We start from the raw sequence: 16,325 nt of genomic DNA on the forward strand, positions 1-16,325 counted from the left end.
CCCCGCCGACCGCATGGAACTGAGCGAGCCCCGTCCTGCAGTGCAGGAGCGGGGCTCGCGTCGTTCGGTCTGGAGGCGCGTTACCGGCCCGCCCCGCGCCGCTTGTTGTAGAAGTCGAACGCGACAGCGGCCAGCAGCACGAGTCCCTTGATGAGCTGCTGCACGTCGGTGTCGATGCCGAGGATCGACATGCCGTTGTTCAGGATGCCGATGATAAGACCACCGACGATCGCACCCGGGACCGTGCCGATACCGCCGGTCACGGCCGCGCCACCGATGAACACCGCCGAGATCGCGTCGAGTTCGAACCCGTTGCCCGCTCCGGGGCTCGCAAGGTTCAGGCCCGCGGTGAAGACCAGGCCGGCGAGCGCTGCGATGACACCCATGTTCACGAACAGGAGGAACGTGACCCGCTTCGTCTTCACCCCAGACAGCTGCGCCGCCGCGAGGTTGCCGCCGATCGCGTAGATGTGTCGTCCGAAGACCGTCTGGCCCATCACGGCCGCGTAGACGACCACGAGAAGGGCGAGCACGATGAGCACGACCGGGGTGCCGTCGTAACTGGCGAGCAGGAAGCCGACCAGCAGGACGAGCGCGGCCGTGAACAGCAGCTTGATGAGCCACCACCACACCGGCTCGCTCTCCAGCGCGAATTTGCGGCGCACGATGCGCTGGCGGACCGAGCCCGCCGCGATCGCGAGCACGGCGACGACGGACAGGATGAGGGTCAGCGGCTCGTAGCCCGTTGTCCCAAACGAGGGGAGGAACCCCGATCCGAGGCTCCGGAAGCCCGCAGGGAACGGCGAGATCTGCTGGTTCCCGAGCACGATCTCGGCGGCGCCGCGGAATGCGAGCATGCCCGCCAGCGTCACGATGAACGCAGGAATGCCGAAGTAGGCGACCCAGAAGCCCTGCCACGCGCCGACGAGCGCGCCAGCGACGAGGCAGAGCACGATCGCGAGGGGCCATGGCAGGTGCCACTGGGTGATCATGACGCCCGCGATTGCGCCGATGAACGCAACGACCGATCCCACCGAGAGGTCGATGTGCCCACCGATGATCACCATCACCATGCCGACCGCCAGGATCAGGATGTAGCTGTTCTGAACCACGAGGTTCGACACGTTGATCGGCGCGAGGGTGATGCCGTTCGTCGCGAACTGGAAGAACAGCACGATCACGATCAGCGCGATGAAGAGACCGATCTGCCGGAGCTGGCCGGTGAGGTACCGGAACCCGGCCGCGATCGCGTTGGGTGCCGGCTCCCGTGTGTCGACCGGTCGCGGCGCTGTCTGCGACTCGGGCCGGTTCTTGATGATGCTCATGAGGTGGTCGTCTCCCGGAACGTGGTCATGAATTGCATGAGATGCTCGGCGGTCGCCTCATCGCGCGGGACGTTCGCGGTGATGTGCCCTTCCGAGAGGGTGTAGATGCGGTCACAGATGCCGAGCAGTTCAGGGAGCTCGGACGAGATGACGATGACGCCCTTCCCCTGATCCGCAAGACGGTTGATGATCGTGTAGATCTCGTACTTCGCGCCGACGTCGATGCCGCGCGTGGGCTCGTCGAGGATCAGGACGTCCGGGTTGGCGAACATCCACTTCGAGAGCACGACCTTCTGTTGATTTCCGCCGGAGAGTTTCCCGGTGATCGCCGTGACGGTCGGAGCTTTGATGTTCATGCTGCGGCGGTACTCGTTGGCGACCTGTGTCTCGCGGGCGCCGTTCACGAACCCCCAGTTGGCGAGCTTGCCGAGCGCCGATCCGGAGATGTTGCGCTTGATGTCGTCGATGAGGTTCAGGCCGTAGCGCTTCCGGTCCTCGGTCGCGTACGCGATTCCATGCTCGACCGCCTGTGAGACGGAGTTCGCCTTGATCTCCTGACCGCGTTTGAACAGCCGCCCGGAGATGTTGGTGCCGTAGCTCTTCCCGAACACGCTCATCGCGAGTTCGGTTCGCCCCGCGCCCATCAGCCCGGCGATGCCGACGATCTCGCCGGCGTGCACGACGAGGTTCGCGCCGTCAACGACCTTGCGGGATCGGTCGACCGGGTGGTGCACCGTCCAGTCCTCAATGCGCAGCAGCTCCTCGCCGATGTGCGGTGTCCGGTCCGGGTAGCGGCTCTCGAGATCGCGACCGACCATCCCTCGGATGATGCGGTCCTCGCTGACCGCGCCCTCGTGCATGTCGAGCGTCTCGATCGTCTTGCCGTCGCGAAGGATCGTGACGCTGTCCGCGATCGCCTCGATCTCGTTGAGCTTGTGACTGATGATGATCGAGGTGATGCCCTGCGTCCGCAGCTGCTTGATCAGTTCGAGCAGGTGCGCGGAGTCGTCGTCGTTCAGTGCGGCCGTGGGCTCGTCGAGGATCAGCAGACGGACCTCTTTCGAGAGCGCCTTCGCGATCTCGACGAGCTGCTGCTTGCCGACTCCGATGTCCACGATCTTCGTGACCGGGTTGTCGTGCAGCCCGACGCGCTCGAGGAGAGCGGCCGCTTCGAGGTTCGTGCGGTTCCAGTCGATGAACCCCCCCGCGCGCGCGTTCGTTCCCGAGATAGATGTTCTCGGCGATCGACAGGAAGGGGCTGAGGGCGAGCTCTTGGTGGATGATCACGACGCCCGCCGCTTCGGAGTCGTTGATCGTGCGGAACGCCACGGGCTTGCCATCGAGGAGGATCTCGCCGTCGAAGTCGCCGTGGGGGTAGACCCCCGAGAGCACTTTCATGAGCGTTGATTTGCCCGCGCCGTTCTCACCGCAGATCGCGTGGACGGTGCCGCGCTCGACGGAGATCGTGACATCCTGCAGGGCCTTCACACCGGGGAACGTCTTCGAGATGCCGCGCATCTCGAGGATCGTGTCAGCCATGGGTGTCCTTTCGTTCTGGACGGAGGACGGGGGTGGAAGGACGCGTCGCCCTTCCGCCCCCGCGGCCGATTACTGCAGTTGCGAGGCCGTGTAGTACCCGCTGTCGATCAGGACGGACTTGTAGTTGTCCTTCGTGACGACGACGGGCTGGAAGAGATAGCTCGGGACGACCTTGACCTTGTTGTTGTAGCTCTTCGTGTCGTTCACGGCCGGCTTCTTGCCGGTGAGCAGGTCGTTGGCCATCACCGCTGCCTGGTTGGCGAGCTTCCGAGTGTCCTTATAGATCGTGGAGTACTGCGTGCCCGCGATGATCTGCTTGACGCTGGCGATCTCGGCGTCCTGGCCGGTGATGATCGGCAGCTGCTTGCCGCCCGAGCCGTAGCCGGCGCCCTGCAGTGCCGAGAGGATGCCGTCCGAGAGGCCGTCGTACGGCGAGAGCACGCCCTGCACGGTCTGGCCGTTCGAGTACGACTTGGCGATGAGGTCCTGCATGCGGGCCTTCGCGGTGGCAGGGTCCCAGCCCTGGATCGCGACCGACTTGAATGAGGTCTGTCCGCTCCGGACAACGAGGGTGCCGTCGGCGAAGTAGGGCTTCAGCGTGTCCATTGCGCCGTTGTAGAAGAACGTGGCGTTGTTGTCGTCGGGGCTTCCGGCGAACACCTCGACGTTGAAGGGACCCTTCTTGCCGGTCTTCTTCCCGTTCGCGTCGAGCACACCGAGCCCGGTCAGCAGGCTGTTTGCCTGGTAGACGCCGACCTTGTAGTTGTCGAAGGAGACGTAGTAGTCGACGTTCTTGTCGCCGGTCAGGAGGCGGTCGTACGAGATCACCTTGATCCCGGCCTTCGCTGCTGAGTCAAGCTGGTCGGTGAGGGAGCCGCCATTGATCGACGCGATGATGAGGATCTTCGCGCCCTTGGTGATCATCGTGTTGATCTGCTGGACCTGCGTCGGGATGTCGTTGTTCGCATACTCGAGGTCGACTTTATAGCCGTCCTTCTGCAGGTCGGCCTTCACGGCGTTGCCGTCGGCGATCCACCGCTGGTCGACCTTGGTCGGCATCGCGACGCCGACGAGGGCGCCCTTGTTGTCGGTTCCGCTGCCGGTGGTGGCGCCGCGGCCCCCCGAGCAGGCCGCCAACGAGGCGACGAGTCCGGCCGCGACGACGAGTCCGGCCAGTTTCTTGTACTTCATGCGTGTTCCTTCGTGCACTTCATTGGACAGGCGTGAGTGAGCGCTCACGTTGGGAATCGCGGAACCCAGTTCCGAACAACTGCTGGGACCAGGTGTCGCTCGCACAGAAGGCGCTAGCCCACCGCATTCGGGCCGTACGCGATGGCCTTCCGTCGTTGGGGTCCGCCGCGCTCGATCCGGATGTTACCGGTCACATCAGTGGGATGATCCTGTCCGATCCGACAGCAAACGTCAACCAGGCCACCCGCTCCGCGTGTCATCGATATCGGAGCGTTACCGACGGTGTCAGAGACTTCGTGGCCGACTCGTCGATCCACGAACGACGAGTTGCGGTGTCAGGTCGACGGTTCGGAGCGCAACCTCGGATGGCGCGAGCAGCTCGACGCATCGGCGCCCGAGCTCAGCGAAGTCGATCGCCACGGTGGTCAGCGGCGGCCACAGGTGTTGCGCCTCCGGAATGTCGTCGAATCCGACGACGGACAGATCTCCCGGCACGTCGAGCCCATACGAGCGCGCCGCGTGCATCACTCCGAGCGCGATCGCGTCGTTGGCACAGAAGATCGCGGTGCAATCGCGCCAGCGCAACAGCTCGCGGCCCGCGTGAAACCCGAAGTCCGCAGTCCACTCCCCGAGGATCGGGGGCTGAACAGGCATATCGCGATCGGACATCTCACGCATGAATCCCTCCATGCGTGCGTCGGCTTCGAGCCAGTCGCGCGGGCCCGCGATGTGCCGAACGTACTGATGGCCGAGGTCCAACAGGTGGGCGGTAGCCAATCGTGCGCCGGTCATCTGATCCACCCAGAGGCCGCGTGGATCATCGCCGGCGCGGGACTGCAGCGTCATATACGGCGTGCGGACCCCGAGTCGCTCGATGACGTCGAATACGCGCTGCTGCGGGGCGATGATCACGATGCCTTCGACATCCTGGTCGAGCAGGTGGGCGAGGCCCGTTCTGATCGCCTCGTCCGAGGGCGCCGCGATGTTCGCGGTAACGACCGCATAGCCACGCTCGACAGCGGCGTCCTCGATCGCCTGGATCGCTCTGGCAGGCCCATACTGCGACCGCATGGACGTGAGCACCCCGATCGTGTTGCTCCGGCTCGTGACCAGCATCCGCGCGGCCCGATTCGGCCGGTACTGGAGCTGTTCCATCACTTCGAGGACGCGCGCTCGCGTTTCGGGGCGAATCGACTCCGAGTGGTTGAGCACGCGGGAGACCGTCTGATGTGAGACGCCGGCGGCCTTCGCGACGTCGCGAATGCTCGGCGCGCGGGGGTGGTCGACCTCGGCTGGCATCGCTGACTCTCTTCCGCCGGGCATGTGCACGGTCACATCCTGAGCGACATCATTATGCATTCCCCGAACGACGATGTGCCTCGTGCCTGGTGACCGAGCGCGCCCCGTCAGCCCGGCAGCACCTCGACGGGCAGCGCCTCGAGCTGCAGCCCGAGCCACGGGCTGAACGCGAACGGGGTTGCCGCGACCGATCGTCGGAGCGCGCCCTCGTCGACCCATTCCCACTCGGCGACCTCGTCGGCGGCCGGATTGATCACGTCTGCGGTGTGCGCGCGATAGACGGGGCAGATCTCGTTCTCGACGATGCCGGACGCGTCGACGGCGCGATAGCGAAAGTCGGGCAGGACGCATTCGATCCGTTGCACGGTGATCCCGAGCTCACGGGAGGCACGGCGCGCGATCGCCGCCTCGAACGATTCGTCCGGCGCTGGATGCCCGCAGAAGGAGTTCGTCCAGACTCCGGGCCACGTGGCTTTGGTGAGGGCGCGACGGGTGACGAGGACCTCTCCGCGGTCGTTCACGACGTGGCAACTGAATGCAAGATGCAGCGGCGTCGAAGCGGTGTGCACCGCGTACTTGTCGGCCGTACCGACCGGCGTGCCGTCGTCGGCGAGCAGGATCACGGATTCCCGGGCAGTGTTCATGTAAGTCGATATATTAGGCCAATGAACGAGGATACGACCGCGCTCGTGGGGGACGGCCTTGCGCTGGTCGACGAGTGCCTCGATCGCTTCTTCGCGCTGTCGGCGCAGCGAGCGAAGAGCTATGGCCGCGCCATGGAAGGGCTGTGGGAGGTCCTCCGCGACGCCTCGTCCGGCGGCAAACGATTCCGGCCGCGCATGGTCATGCTCGCGTATTCACTGCTCGGCGGCACGGATCTGCGCGCCGCTGCGAACGTGGCGGCGGCGTACGAGCTGCTGCACACCGCGCTCGTCGTGCACGACGACGTCATCGATCGTGACTGGTCGCGGAGAGGTGTCCCGAATGTCGCCGGGAGCTTCCGCGACGCGGCGACGACCGGCGGCGTACCGTTGCCCACCGCGGAGCATCGGGGGACAAGCGCGGCCGTGATCGCCGGCGACCTCGCCCTGTCCGCCGCATCGCGACTGGTCGAGGCGAGCGGCGTCGACGGCGAGCGGCGTTCCCGACTGCTGGACATCCTCGACGAAGCGATCTTCGCGTCGGCTGCTGGCGAGATGGCCGACGTCGACCTCGCGATCGGCGTGATGCCCAGCGTCGACGACATCATCGCGATGGAGCGCGCAAAGACCGCCGTGTACTCGTTCGAGGCGCCGCTGCAGTCCGGAGCGGTCCTCGCCGACGCACCGGAACACGTCGTCAGCGCGCTCGGCATCTTCGGTCGCGAGATCGGGATCGCCTACCAGATCGTCGACGACCTCCTCGGGGTGTTCGGCAACGAGGCGGTGACCGGCAAGAGCAACAGCGGCGATCTCCGCGAGGGCAAGCGGACCATCCTCGTCGCGCACGCCGCCACAACGGAGCATTGGTCGGCGATCGAGCCGTTCCTCGGCAAGAACGACCTCACCGATGACCAGCTCGCACACCTCCGGTTCCGCCTTGACTGCTCGGGCGCGACGCTCGTCGCGATCGAGCGCATCCGAGGCCACGTCTCCCTCGCGGAGGCGGCCCTCGCGGACGTCCCCGCGGAGCTCGCGGGGCGCCTCAGCGACCTGACCGCCGAACTCGTGGATCGGGTCCGATGACCGCCACCACGACGACCGGCCGGCTCGGACTCTACGACGCCACCGCGGCGGCAGCCTCGTCAGTGGTGATTCACCGATATTCCACCTCGTTCGGGCTCGCCTCTCGGTTCCTGCGCCCAGGGGTCCGCGAACACGTCGAGCATGTCTACGCGCTCGTGCGCGTCGCGGACGAGATCGTCGATGGGCCCGCCACCGAAGCAGGTCTCGATCCGGCCCTTGCCCGTGAGCTGCTCGACGAACTCGAGCGCGATACCGAACGTGCCCTGCGGACCGGGTTCTCGGTGAACCCGGTGGTGCATGCCTTCGCGCAGTCGGCGCGGCGCATTCGCTTCGGGGCGGAACTCACGCAGCCGTTCTTCGCCTCGATGCGGATGGATCTCGCGCCGGTCGAATACGACCAGGAGACCTTCGAGCGATACATCTACGGGTCGGCCGAGGTCGTCGGGTTGATGTGCCTGCGCGCTTTCGTCTATCAGACCGAGGCGCGCACCGCGGCCGAACCCGACCAGCGCCTCGTCGCGGGGGCTCGCCGCCTCGGCTCGGCGTTCCAGAAAGTGAACTTCCTGCGCGACCTCCGTGCCGACTTCGAGGAACTCGGCCGGTCGTACTTCCCCGGAGTCGATGTCGGCTCCTTCGACGAGGCGACGAAGCATCGGCTTGTCGCCGACGTGCAGTCGGACCTCGACGCGGCGGCCGCGGTCATCCCGCTGCTGCCGTCGGACGCACGTCATGCGGTCGGGCTGGCGCACGCACTGTTCCAGGAACTGAACCGGCGGATCGCTGCGACACCCGCATCGCGGCTCATCACCACACGAGTCCGCGTTCCGAATGGCGTGAAAGCTGCGCTCGCCGCCCGCGTGCTCGCAGGCCGGCGTCCGAATCCCACTGCGGCCCGGTCTGGAGGCGCGGCGTGAGCCCGTCAGACGCGTCCGGCCCCCGCACTGCCCGCCGCGTCCTCATCATCGGCGGTGGCATCAGCGGTCTTGCGGCGTCGGCGCTGCTCGCGCAGCAGGGGTATGCGGTAACGCTCCTCGAGCGGCGAGATCAGCTCGGTGGTCGAGCGGGCTCCTGGGAACGCGATGGCTTCCGATTCGACACCGGGCCGAGCTGGTACCTCATGCCGGACGTGTTCGATCACTTCTTCCGGCTCCTCGGAACGAGCGCGGACGCCGAGCTGGACCTCGTTCGCCTGGACCCCGGCTATCGCGTCTATGTGGACGGCTACGCGCAGCCGGTCGATGTCGCCGCGGACCGCGAGTCGAACCTCGCGATCTTCGACCGTATCGAACCGGGCGCCGGTCGGCGCATGGAGAAGTATCTCGACTCCGCTCGCGAAACGTACGACATGGCGGTCCGGCGGTTCCTTTACGGGACCTTTGCGGACCTCCGGAGGCTCGCAGCACCGGACGTGCTCGCTCGCCTGCCGCGCCTCCTGCGCCTGCTGACCGAGCCGCTCGCGACATTCGCCGGCCGTGCCGTTCGTGACGACCGCCTCCGGAAGATCCTCGGGTACCCCGCAGTATTCCTCGGAGCCAGCCCGTATACCGCGCCGAGCATGTACCACCTGATGAGCCATCTCGATCTCGCCGATGGGGTGCTCTACCCGCAGGGCGGCGTCACCGAGGTGATTCGAGCGGTGGAGCGGGTGGCGCGAGCCCAGGGCGTGGAGATCCACACCGGGTCGGACGTCGAGCAGATTCGAACGGCCGCCGGGAGCGCGGTCGGCGTGCGCTACCGCGATGCGAGCGGTGCAGCGGTCGAACTCGATGCCGACGTCGTCGTGAGCGCCGCGGACCTGCACCACACGGAGACGGCCCTGTTGCCCAGCGCGGCCGACCGGACGTACGACGAACCGTACTGGACCAGCCGGGACCCAGGTCCGAGCGCCGTGCTCGTCTATCTCGGGATCGACGGCACCGTTCCGGGTCTGCTCCACCACACGCTCATGTTCACCGCCGACTGGGAGGCGAACTTCGGGGCGATCTTCGGCAAAGAGCGGTCCGTTCCTGATCCTGCATCGATCTACGTGTGCGCGCCGAGCCTCACCGACCCTTCCGTGGCGCCGGACGGGGCCACGAATCTGTTCGTCCTCGTGCCGCTCCCGGCGGATGTGACGATCGGGCGCGGCGGCGTCGACGGCGCGGGTGATCCGCGGGTCGAAGCGATCGCGGATCGTGCCATCGCGACGATCGCGGAGAAGACCGGGGTCAAGGACCTCGCCGAGCGGATCCGCGTTCGCCGCACGGTTGGACCGCGTGACTTCGCCGACGACATCAACGCGTGGAGCGGTTCGATGCTCGGCCCGGCGCACACGCTTCGGCAGAGCGCCTTCTTCCGCGCCGGCAACCGTTCCAAGCGACTCGACAACCTGTATTACGTGGGGGCGTCCACGATTCCGGGCATCGGCCTCCCGATGTGTCTCATCAGTGCTGAGGTCTTGCTGAAGCGCTTGACGGGCGACACCTCGACGGAACCGCTTCCCGAGCCCTCCGTGGACACGCTGGCCGAAACGCGGACCTGATGCCCGGGCTGTACCTCGGGGGTCTCATCGTCGCGATCGTCGCGATGGTGCTGCTTGATGCGCGCTACCGGCTGTTCTTCTGGCGGGGCCCGCTGCGTGCGGCAGCGGTGCTCGTGATCGGACTCCTGTTCTTCCTCGGATGGGATCTCGTCGGAGTCCGCTCCGGGGTGTTCTTCCAGGGGGGCGGACCGTTCCTGATCGGGGCGGACATCGCGCCGCAGGTTCCCGTCGAAGAAGTCTTCTTCCTCACGCTGCTCTGCTACGTCACGATGAATCTCATCGGGATGGTTGACGCCATCGCACGTCGCTCGCGCACCGCAAAGGAAAGCCGCCGATGAACGCCGGACACGCGACCTACGCGCTCATCGACCTGGTGTTCCTCCTGGCGGCGGCGATCGTCGCGATCATCGCAGGCGGTGTGTCCGCGCAGCGCGCACGCAGTGTCGCACCGGCTCGCGCCAGGCGCTGGCGTCGCACAGCGCTGCTGACGCGCCTGGCCGCAGGGAGCGCGCTCGTCGTGATGACGGTCGTCTTCGACAACGTCATCGTGGGGCTGCGGATCGTCGCGTACGACCCGCTGCTCATCAGCGGAGCGCACCTCGGATTCATCCCTGTCGAGGATCTCGCATACTCGGTCGCTGCCGTGATCCTCCTGCCGTCGCTCGCGATCCTCTTCACGCGCCCGACCCCCGACCGCGCAGCAACCCCAGAAGGAGGGCATCGCCCGTGACTGCCCTGACCGCACGGCCACGCCCGTCCCTGCTCGCTTCGCTGTTCGTCGCCTCGCGGCCGATCAGCTGGGTGAACACGGCATATCCCTTTGCGGCCGCGTACGTGCTCGGCGCGGGCGTCGGCGTTCACGGGGGCGGGGGCTTCCATCTCGCGGTCCTGATCGTGGGGACCGTCTTCTTCCTCGTCCCGTACAACCTCGCCATGTACGGCATCAACGATGTGTTCGACTACGAGTCGGACCTCCGCAACCCGCGAAAAGGCGGAGTGGAGGGCGCGCTGCTCGATCGGGGTGTGCACCGGGCGACCCTCCGGGCGGTTGTCATCACGACGGTCCCATTCCTCGTCGTGCTCGTCGCGGTCGGCGGTCCGTGGTCCTGGCTCGTCCTCGCGATCAGCATGTTCGCGGTGGTCGCGTACTCCGCACCGGGGCTCCGCTTCAAGGAACGACCGTTCCTCGATTCGGTGACGTCGAGCACCCACTTCGTCTCGCCCGCGATCTACGGCCTGGTGCTCGCCGGCCCCGCCTGGACGCCGCAGCTCGTCGCGGTCTGCGTGGCCTTCTTCCTGTGGGGCGTCGCGTCGCACGCGTTCGGCGCCGTGCAGGACGTTGTCGCCGATCGGGCCGGAGGCATCGGGTCGGTCGCCACGGTGATCGGCGCTCGGACGACCGTTCGGCTCGCGTTCATCGCGTACCTCGTCGCCGGACTGGTGATGCTCGACACCGCGTTTCCCGGACCGATCGCCGCGATCGTCGTCATCCCATATGCCCTCAACGTGCTTCCGTGGTGGAACGTCCGCGACGACGCAGCCGAATCGGCGAATGCGGGCTGGCGCCGATTCCTGTGGATCAACTACCTGGCCGGGTTCCTCGTGACCATGGCGCTGATCGGGTACGCCGCGTCGCACTGAGGCGTCGCTGCCACCCACTGACGCGCCGCCCCGCGTCGCCGCGGTGATCCGGAGAGCGCGCTGGGAGCCTGAACGCGCCTCCCAATCCTGAGAGGCAGATGTGAGCCGTAGCGCGCGCAGCCGGCCGCGAGTACCGGTGAAGGAGCGCTCGGGACTCCGAGGGCGTCGACCGGAAGGAATCGCTCCATGAAGACACGACTGGTGTTCATTGCCGGAATCGGTGTCGGGTACCTGCTGGGTGCTCGCGCCGGACGCGCCTCCTACGAGCGGATCGTGTCACGGGCGCGAACGACGTGGAGCGATCCGCGGGTGCAGGAACGGGTCCACCAGGCCGAGGAGTTCATCAAGGAGAACGCGCCCATCGCCGCTGAGAAGGCGAAGGACGCGGCGGCGTCTGCGGCCACGGCTGTGAAGGATCGACTTGGAGACGGCGGCTCACGCGGTGCGGCCGAGGCCGGGAATCGCGCGGATCGATGAGCTCCGTTCCTGAGCTCGAGCTTCGCGCGTTCCGCACCCGAGAGGCGCTGAGCGACACGGTGCGGCGCATCCGTCGGCGCTCCAACGTGCCGGCCCGATGGCGCGAGCTCGTCGAAACCTCGCGTGAGCAGCTGTACCGCGACCCGACGCCCATCGTTGCGATGGGAGCGACGATCGGCGTCGGCATCGCCGCGATCGTGCTCGGCGTGTCCACGGCGCGCCACCCCGCATCATCGCTGGCGGCGGCTGACACGCCCATGCTGCTGCCCGCGTTCACGCCCGCCAAGACGAAGAAGGATGGCACGCCTGGCAGCGCGCCGAAGTTTGCGCGCGTGCCCGACAAGCAGAATCCAGTCGCCGAAAGCAAGCGCCGGGCGCGGCGCGGCCGCGGCACTCGCTGACCATCGCAGACCTCAGGAGCCCCGATGTCGACGACACAGCACCGATCCAGCACGGCGGAGCACGACCGATCCGGGCGCGGCCGGTCGCGCCGCGATACTGACGACGCTGCGATGCCGGCGCCCGACGACCCCCGCAAGCCGGACGACCCGACCGACCTCACGAAGCCGTCCGTCATGTACACGCTCGGCAAGACGCTGCGGGAGTTCGGCCGCGACCAGTGCACGGACCTCGCTGCCGCGCTGACGTACTACTCCGTGCTCGCCGTCTTCCCCGGACTCCTGGCGCTCGTCTCGATCCTCGGCCTGCTCGGGCAAGGGCAGTCGACGGTCGATGCGTTGCTCCGGCTCATGCAGCAGTTCGGATCGGCGCAGGTCGTCTCGCTGCTGAAGGCGCCCATCGAAGGTCTGGTGCGCTCGCCGGCTGCGACGGTCACATTCATCGTGGGCATTGTCGGCGCCCTGTGGTCGGCATCCGGCTACGTCGGCGCGTTCGGCCGGGCGATGAACCGGATCTACGGGGTCCGCGAAGGCCGCCCCATCTGGAAGCTCCGGCCCACCATGCTCGGTGTCACGCTGTTCACGGTGCTCATGCTCGTGGTCGGGATGCTCGCGCTCGTGAGCGGGCCGGTGGTTCAGCAGTTCGGCGCGCAGTTCGGTCTCGGCCAGGTCGGCGTGGTCGTCATCTCGGTCGTGCAGTGGCCGGTGCTCGCCGCCGTGGCGATCATCGTCCTCGCGGTGCTCTACTACTGGGCTCCGAACGTGCGGCAGCCGAAGTTCGCGTGGATCAGCGGAGGCTCGATCGTCGCGATTCTCATCTGGGTGCTCGCGAGCGTCGGATTCGCGTTCTACGTCGGGAACTTCTCCCACTACAACAAGACGTACGGCTCCCTCGGCGGCGTGATCGTGTTCCTGTTGTGGATCTGGATCACGAACAACGCGCTGCTCTTCGGTGCGGAGTTCAACGCGGAGTTGGAGCGCGGTCGCGAACTGCAGGCGGGCATGCGAGCCGAGGAGCGGATCCAGCTCCCGGTGCGCGATGAGCGCCAGATCGACAAGCAGAACGAGCAGCACGCGAAAGACGTGCTGAGCGCGGTCCGGATCCGGGAGAGTGCCGGCGCCCGTCGGTGAATCTGGTATACCGCGGCGGCGTGGCGCTCGATAGGCTGTGCGACCGTGACCGCTCCCGATGACGCCGAACCCGTTTCGCAGACGGCGCAGCTCTACGACAACCTGCGTGCGGCCATCCTCGCGCTCGACCTCGCGCCGGGCGAACGGATCTCCGAGCGCGGCCTCGAATCCCGGTTCCACGCCTCGCGGACGCCGGTGCGCGCCGCGCTGTCGCGCCTCGAACTGGAGGGCCTTATCGCCCACCGAGGGCGCTCCTGGACGGTGACGCCGATCGACCTCGACGAGATTCAGGCACTTGCCGAGCTCCGGGGAGTCCTCGAGCCGGCGAGCGCCCGTCTCGCCGTGGAGCGGGCCGCGGAAGAGTCGATCGCGACGGTGCGCGCGCACCTCGTCGCGTTGCGGCCGCTGCCCGACGAGCAGTCGAGCATCCACATGGGAAGCACGTTTCATCTCGACCTGGCGGCGCTCGGCGGCAACCGCTTCATGACCGAAGCGGTCGCGGACGCGCTGACCCGCCTGGAGCGCACCAGGTGGATCGAGGTCCGCACGCGGGCGGCGCGCGACATCGCCTGGCGGGAGCACAGCGCGATCGTCGACGCGGTCGCGGCGCGAGACGCGGACCGCGCGGCTTCGTTGCTGCTTGCCCACATCGTGGGGACAAACGATCGGCTGCTGGCGTTCATCGATGCGGAACGCCGACGACTGCACGGCGCCGGAATGGCGATCGTCGGCACGGGTCGGCCTCGGGGGCGAGTGGAGGCGCGATGAGCGGCAGCAGCGTCACCGTCGACGGGTTCGTGATGCGATTCGGCGAGCGGACCATCATCGACGGGCTGTCGTTCGAGATCGCTCCCGGCGAGACGTTCGGGCTGCTCGGCAGCAACGGCTCGGGTAAGACCACGACGATTCGCGCGCTCCTCGGCATCGTCGAGCCGTCCGAGGGGCGCCTCCTCATCGACGGCGGCCGGTACCGGGCGAGCGCGGGCGGCCAGGTCGGCTACCTTCCGGAGGAGCGCGGGCTGTATCGCAAGGAGTCCGTGCTCGACGTGATGACGTACTTCGCACGACTCAAGGGCATGTCGAGCCGCGCTGCGGTTGCGTGGACCATGAGCTACCTGGAGCGTGTCGATCTTGCGGACAAGGCGCGACTTCGCGTGGATCGTCTCTCGGGCGGCCAGCAGCAGAAGGTGCAGCTGGGGCTCACGATGATGGACGACCCGCGGCTGCTCATTCTGGACGAGCCGACCAAGGGCCTCGACCCGGTGAACCGTCGGCTGCTGCTCGATCTCGTCGACGAGCGCAAGGCGGACGGTGCGACCGTGATCCTCGTGACGCATCAAATGGATGAGGTCGAGCGGCTGTGCGACCGGATTCTCCTGCTGCGCGATGGAGTCGCCGCGGCATACGGATCGATCCCGGACGTGCAAGATGCCTTCGGCGGTGCTGTCGCGAAGGTGCTCTGTCACGGCACGATTCCCGCGAGCCCGCTGTATCGCCTCGCGCGGCAGGAGGGCAACGTGGCCTATCTCGTTCCGACGTCCGCGGCGGCTCCGGACGGCGCAGACATCGTGCACGCCCTGATTCAGTCGGGCGTGGCCGTCAGCGGCTTCGAGATGCGGCGTGTGCCGCTGGACGAGATCTTCGTGCAGGTCTACGGGCAGGATCCGAATGCGGAGGCAGGGCTCGCCCCCGCCTCGTCGGTCGCCGTCTCGGGGGAGGCGCGGTGAGCAAGGGGCACGGAGCGGGACGCGCGCTCACGACGGTCATCCGATTCGAGTTCCTCCGGGCGATCAAGAAGCCGTCGTTCTGGATCGGCACGCTCGCGCTGCCGCTGCTCGTCGTGATCGTCGGGGTCCTCGTCGGCGTGGGCAACGCTGCGGCGGGCAACGCTGCCGCCTCGAGTGGCTCGGCGGTCAAGCTGCCCTTCGAGTACATCGACCACTCGGGGCTCGTGGTGCCCGGCGTTGCGGCGAAGTGGGGCGGCACGTCGACGACGAACGCCGCGGCGGCGGTTCGAGCGGTCCGAGACGGTCACCTCGCCGCGTTCGTCGAGTTCCCCGACGATCCGGTGACGCAGTCGGTTCGGATCGTGGCGCAGGATGCGGGCCTGTTCGCGAACAACCGCTACAGCAGCGTCGCCACGACCGTGCTGCACGACAGCGCTGCCGCGCGGCTGCATGACAAGGCCGCGGTGCGCCTCCTCGAGGCGACGCCGTCGACACGGGTGACCGCATACGCGCACGGGCAGGTCGCGCAGGGCCTCGCGTCGGCCGTGCCGCCGCTGCTGTTCGCGGCGGCGTTCTTCGCGCTGGTTCTGCTGCTCGCCGCCCGCATGGTCGCCGTCGTGGTGGAGGAGAAGGAGAACCGCATCTCCGAGATGATCCTCACGACGCTCGACGCCACCGCGCTCATCCGCGGCAAGGTCATCGCGATGTTGCTCGTCGGCCTGGTGCAGCTCGCGGTGTTCCTGGTGCCCGCGCTTGGCACCATGGCGGTCCTCGTCCCGGTGCTCGCGCGAACCGTCGGACCGATCGTCATCGACCCGTGGCGGATGACCGTCGGAGCGCTGCTGCTCATCGGCGGCGTGCTCCTCGCGAGCGCGCTGTTCGTCACGGTCGGTGCAGCGGTGCCGACGATCAAGGACGCGAGCGCACTGCAATCGGTTGCGCTGTTCTCCGTGCTCATCCCGCTGTACGCGGCGTTCTACGTCGTTGCGAACCCGGGTTCGCCGATCACCGCCGTGTTCACCTATGTGCCGACCTTCACGCCGGTGACTGCCCTGCTGCGCAACGCGGTCGGGGCGCTCTCGCCGCTCGAATCGATCGTCTGCATCGTCGAGCTCTTCGTTGCCGCGTTCCTCGTCCTGCAGTTCGCGGTCTTCCTGTTCCGACACTCGATCGCCCAGTACGGCTCGCGGGTGTCGATCCGACAGGTCCGCTCCTGGTTCCGTGGAGGGCGAACCTCGGGATCTGCCGAAAGCTGAGTCTGTACGACGCAAGTTTTTGCTTGGATGAGTTGACGCGCCTCCAGACCGGAGTAATCTTGAGTCCAGCGGACGCAAGTTCGCGACGACTTTCGA

At 67.3% G+C, this 16,325-nt stretch carries 17 protein-coding genes and 1 pseudogene; 12 read left to right on the forward strand and 6 right to left on the reverse strand.

What is annotated here, in order from left to right; genetic code table 11:
- Window positions 1-80: 80 nt before the first annotated feature.
- The 6 genes and pseudogenes from mmsB to idi all read right to left on the reverse strand — a co-directional run bounded on the left by mmsB (window position 81) and on the right by idi (window position 5,998).
- The gene (gene mmsB / locus CAM01S_RS13430) at window positions 81-1,325 is read right to left on the reverse strand and encodes a multiple monosaccharide ABC transporter permease (RefSeq protein ID WP_083528060.1); all 1,245 of its coding nucleotides are present in this window, start codon (window positions 1,323-1,325) and stop codon (window positions 81-83) included.
- Window positions 1,322-2,185: an ATP-binding cassette domain-containing protein gene (locus CAM01S_RS15315; protein ID WP_373277714.1), complete on the reverse strand. Its 864-nt coding sequence runs from the start codon at window positions 2,183-2,185 to the stop codon at window positions 1,322-1,324. The genes mmsB and CAM01S_RS15315 overlap by 4 nt, the downstream gene beginning before the upstream one ends.
- A gap of 222 nt (window positions 2,186-2,407) precedes the next feature.
- Window positions 2,408-2,864, reverse strand: a pseudogene (locus CAM01S_RS15320) (ATP-binding cassette domain-containing protein); the annotation flags it as partial.
- A 69-nt stretch (window positions 2,865-2,933) separates the two neighbouring features.
- Window positions 2,934-4,055, reverse strand: a complete 1,122-nt coding sequence (chvE, locus tag CAM01S_RS13440) for a multiple monosaccharide ABC transporter substrate-binding protein (RefSeq protein ID WP_066522815.1) — start codon at window positions 4,053-4,055, stop codon at window positions 2,934-2,936.
- Window positions 4,056-4,340: 285 nt separating this feature from the next.
- Window positions 4,341-5,354 carry a LacI family DNA-binding transcriptional regulator gene (locus CAM01S_RS13445; RefSeq protein ID WP_066522817.1) on the reverse strand — a complete coding sequence of 338 codons (1,014 nt, stop codon included), beginning with the start codon at window positions 5,352-5,354 and terminating at the stop codon, window positions 4,341-4,343.
- Between the two features lie 107 nt (window positions 5,355-5,461).
- Window positions 5,462-5,998: an isopentenyl-diphosphate Delta-isomerase gene (gene idi, locus CAM01S_RS13450; protein WP_066522819.1), complete on the reverse strand. Its 537-nt coding sequence runs from the start codon at window positions 5,996-5,998 to the stop codon at window positions 5,462-5,464.
- Between the two features lie 21 nt (window positions 5,999-6,019).
- Here idi and CAM01S_RS13455 point away from each other — a divergent pair, with 21 nt between their 5' ends.
- The 12 genes from CAM01S_RS13455 (at window position 6,020) to CAM01S_RS13510 (ending at window position 16,229) form a co-directional block, all read left to right on the forward strand.
- Window positions 6,020-7,078, forward strand: coding sequence for a polyprenyl synthetase family protein (locus CAM01S_RS13455; protein WP_066522821.1), 1,059 nt, complete (start codon window positions 6,020-6,022; stop codon window positions 7,076-7,078).
- Window positions 7,075-7,992, forward strand: coding sequence for a phytoene/squalene synthase family protein (locus CAM01S_RS13460; protein ID WP_066522823.1), 918 nt, complete (start codon window positions 7,075-7,077; stop codon window positions 7,990-7,992). The genes CAM01S_RS13455 and CAM01S_RS13460 overlap by 4 nt, the downstream gene beginning before the upstream one ends.
- On the forward strand, window positions 7,989-9,599 hold the full coding sequence (gene crtI, locus CAM01S_RS13465) for a phytoene desaturase family protein (protein ID WP_066522825.1): 1,611 nt from the start codon (window positions 7,989-7,991) through the stop codon (window positions 9,597-9,599). The genes CAM01S_RS13460 and crtI overlap by 4 nt, the downstream gene beginning before the upstream one ends.
- Window positions 9,599-9,937 carry a lycopene cyclase domain-containing protein gene (locus tag CAM01S_RS13470; protein ID WP_066522827.1) on the forward strand — a complete coding sequence of 113 codons (339 nt, stop codon included), beginning with the start codon at window positions 9,599-9,601 and terminating at the stop codon, window positions 9,935-9,937. Before crtI ends, CAM01S_RS13470 begins: the two co-directional genes overlap by 1 nt.
- A complete protein-coding gene (locus CAM01S_RS13475; protein ID WP_066522831.1) occupies window positions 9,934-10,329 on the forward strand; it encodes a hypothetical protein in 396 nt (131 codons plus the stop codon). The genes CAM01S_RS13470 and CAM01S_RS13475 overlap by 4 nt, the downstream gene beginning before the upstream one ends.
- Window positions 10,326-11,240 carry a prenyltransferase gene (locus CAM01S_RS13480; RefSeq protein ID WP_066522834.1) on the forward strand — a complete coding sequence of 305 codons (915 nt, stop codon included), beginning with the start codon at window positions 10,326-10,328 and terminating at the stop codon, window positions 11,238-11,240. Before CAM01S_RS13475 ends, CAM01S_RS13480 begins: the two co-directional genes overlap by 4 nt.
- Before the next feature lie 186 nt (window positions 11,241-11,426).
- A complete protein-coding gene (locus CAM01S_RS13485) occupies window positions 11,427-11,717 on the forward strand; it encodes a hypothetical protein (protein ID WP_066522836.1) in 291 nt (96 codons plus the stop codon).
- Window positions 11,714-12,118 carry a hypothetical protein gene (locus tag CAM01S_RS13490; RefSeq protein ID WP_066522838.1) on the forward strand — a complete coding sequence of 135 codons (405 nt, stop codon included), beginning with the start codon at window positions 11,714-11,716 and terminating at the stop codon, window positions 12,116-12,118. The genes CAM01S_RS13485 and CAM01S_RS13490 overlap by 4 nt, the downstream gene beginning before the upstream one ends.
- Window positions 12,119-12,142: 24 nt before the next feature.
- The gene (locus CAM01S_RS13495; RefSeq protein ID WP_083528061.1) at window positions 12,143-13,246 is read left to right on the forward strand and encodes a YihY/virulence factor BrkB family protein; all 1,104 of its coding nucleotides are present in this window, start codon (window positions 12,143-12,145) and stop codon (window positions 13,244-13,246) included.
- Between the two features lie 45 nt (window positions 13,247-13,291).
- The gene (locus tag CAM01S_RS13500) at window positions 13,292-14,014 is read left to right on the forward strand and encodes a GntR family transcriptional regulator (RefSeq protein ID WP_066522840.1); all 723 of its coding nucleotides are present in this window, start codon (window positions 13,292-13,294) and stop codon (window positions 14,012-14,014) included.
- Window positions 14,011-14,973, forward strand: coding sequence for an ABC transporter ATP-binding protein (locus CAM01S_RS13505; protein WP_066522846.1), 963 nt, complete (start codon window positions 14,011-14,013; stop codon window positions 14,971-14,973). Before CAM01S_RS13500 ends, CAM01S_RS13505 begins: the two co-directional genes overlap by 4 nt.
- Window positions 14,970-16,229: an ABC transporter permease gene (locus CAM01S_RS13510; RefSeq protein WP_066522848.1), complete on the forward strand. Its 1,260-nt coding sequence runs from the start codon at window positions 14,970-14,972 to the stop codon at window positions 16,227-16,229. The genes CAM01S_RS13505 and CAM01S_RS13510 overlap by 4 nt, the downstream gene beginning before the upstream one ends.
- Window positions 16,230-16,325: the final 96 nt, after the last annotated feature.

Source organism: Curtobacterium ammoniigenes NBRC 101786 (assembly GCF_001571045.1).
GTDB classification, from domain to species: domain Bacteria; phylum Actinomycetota; class Actinomycetes; order Actinomycetales; family Microbacteriaceae; genus Curtobacterium; species Curtobacterium ammoniigenes.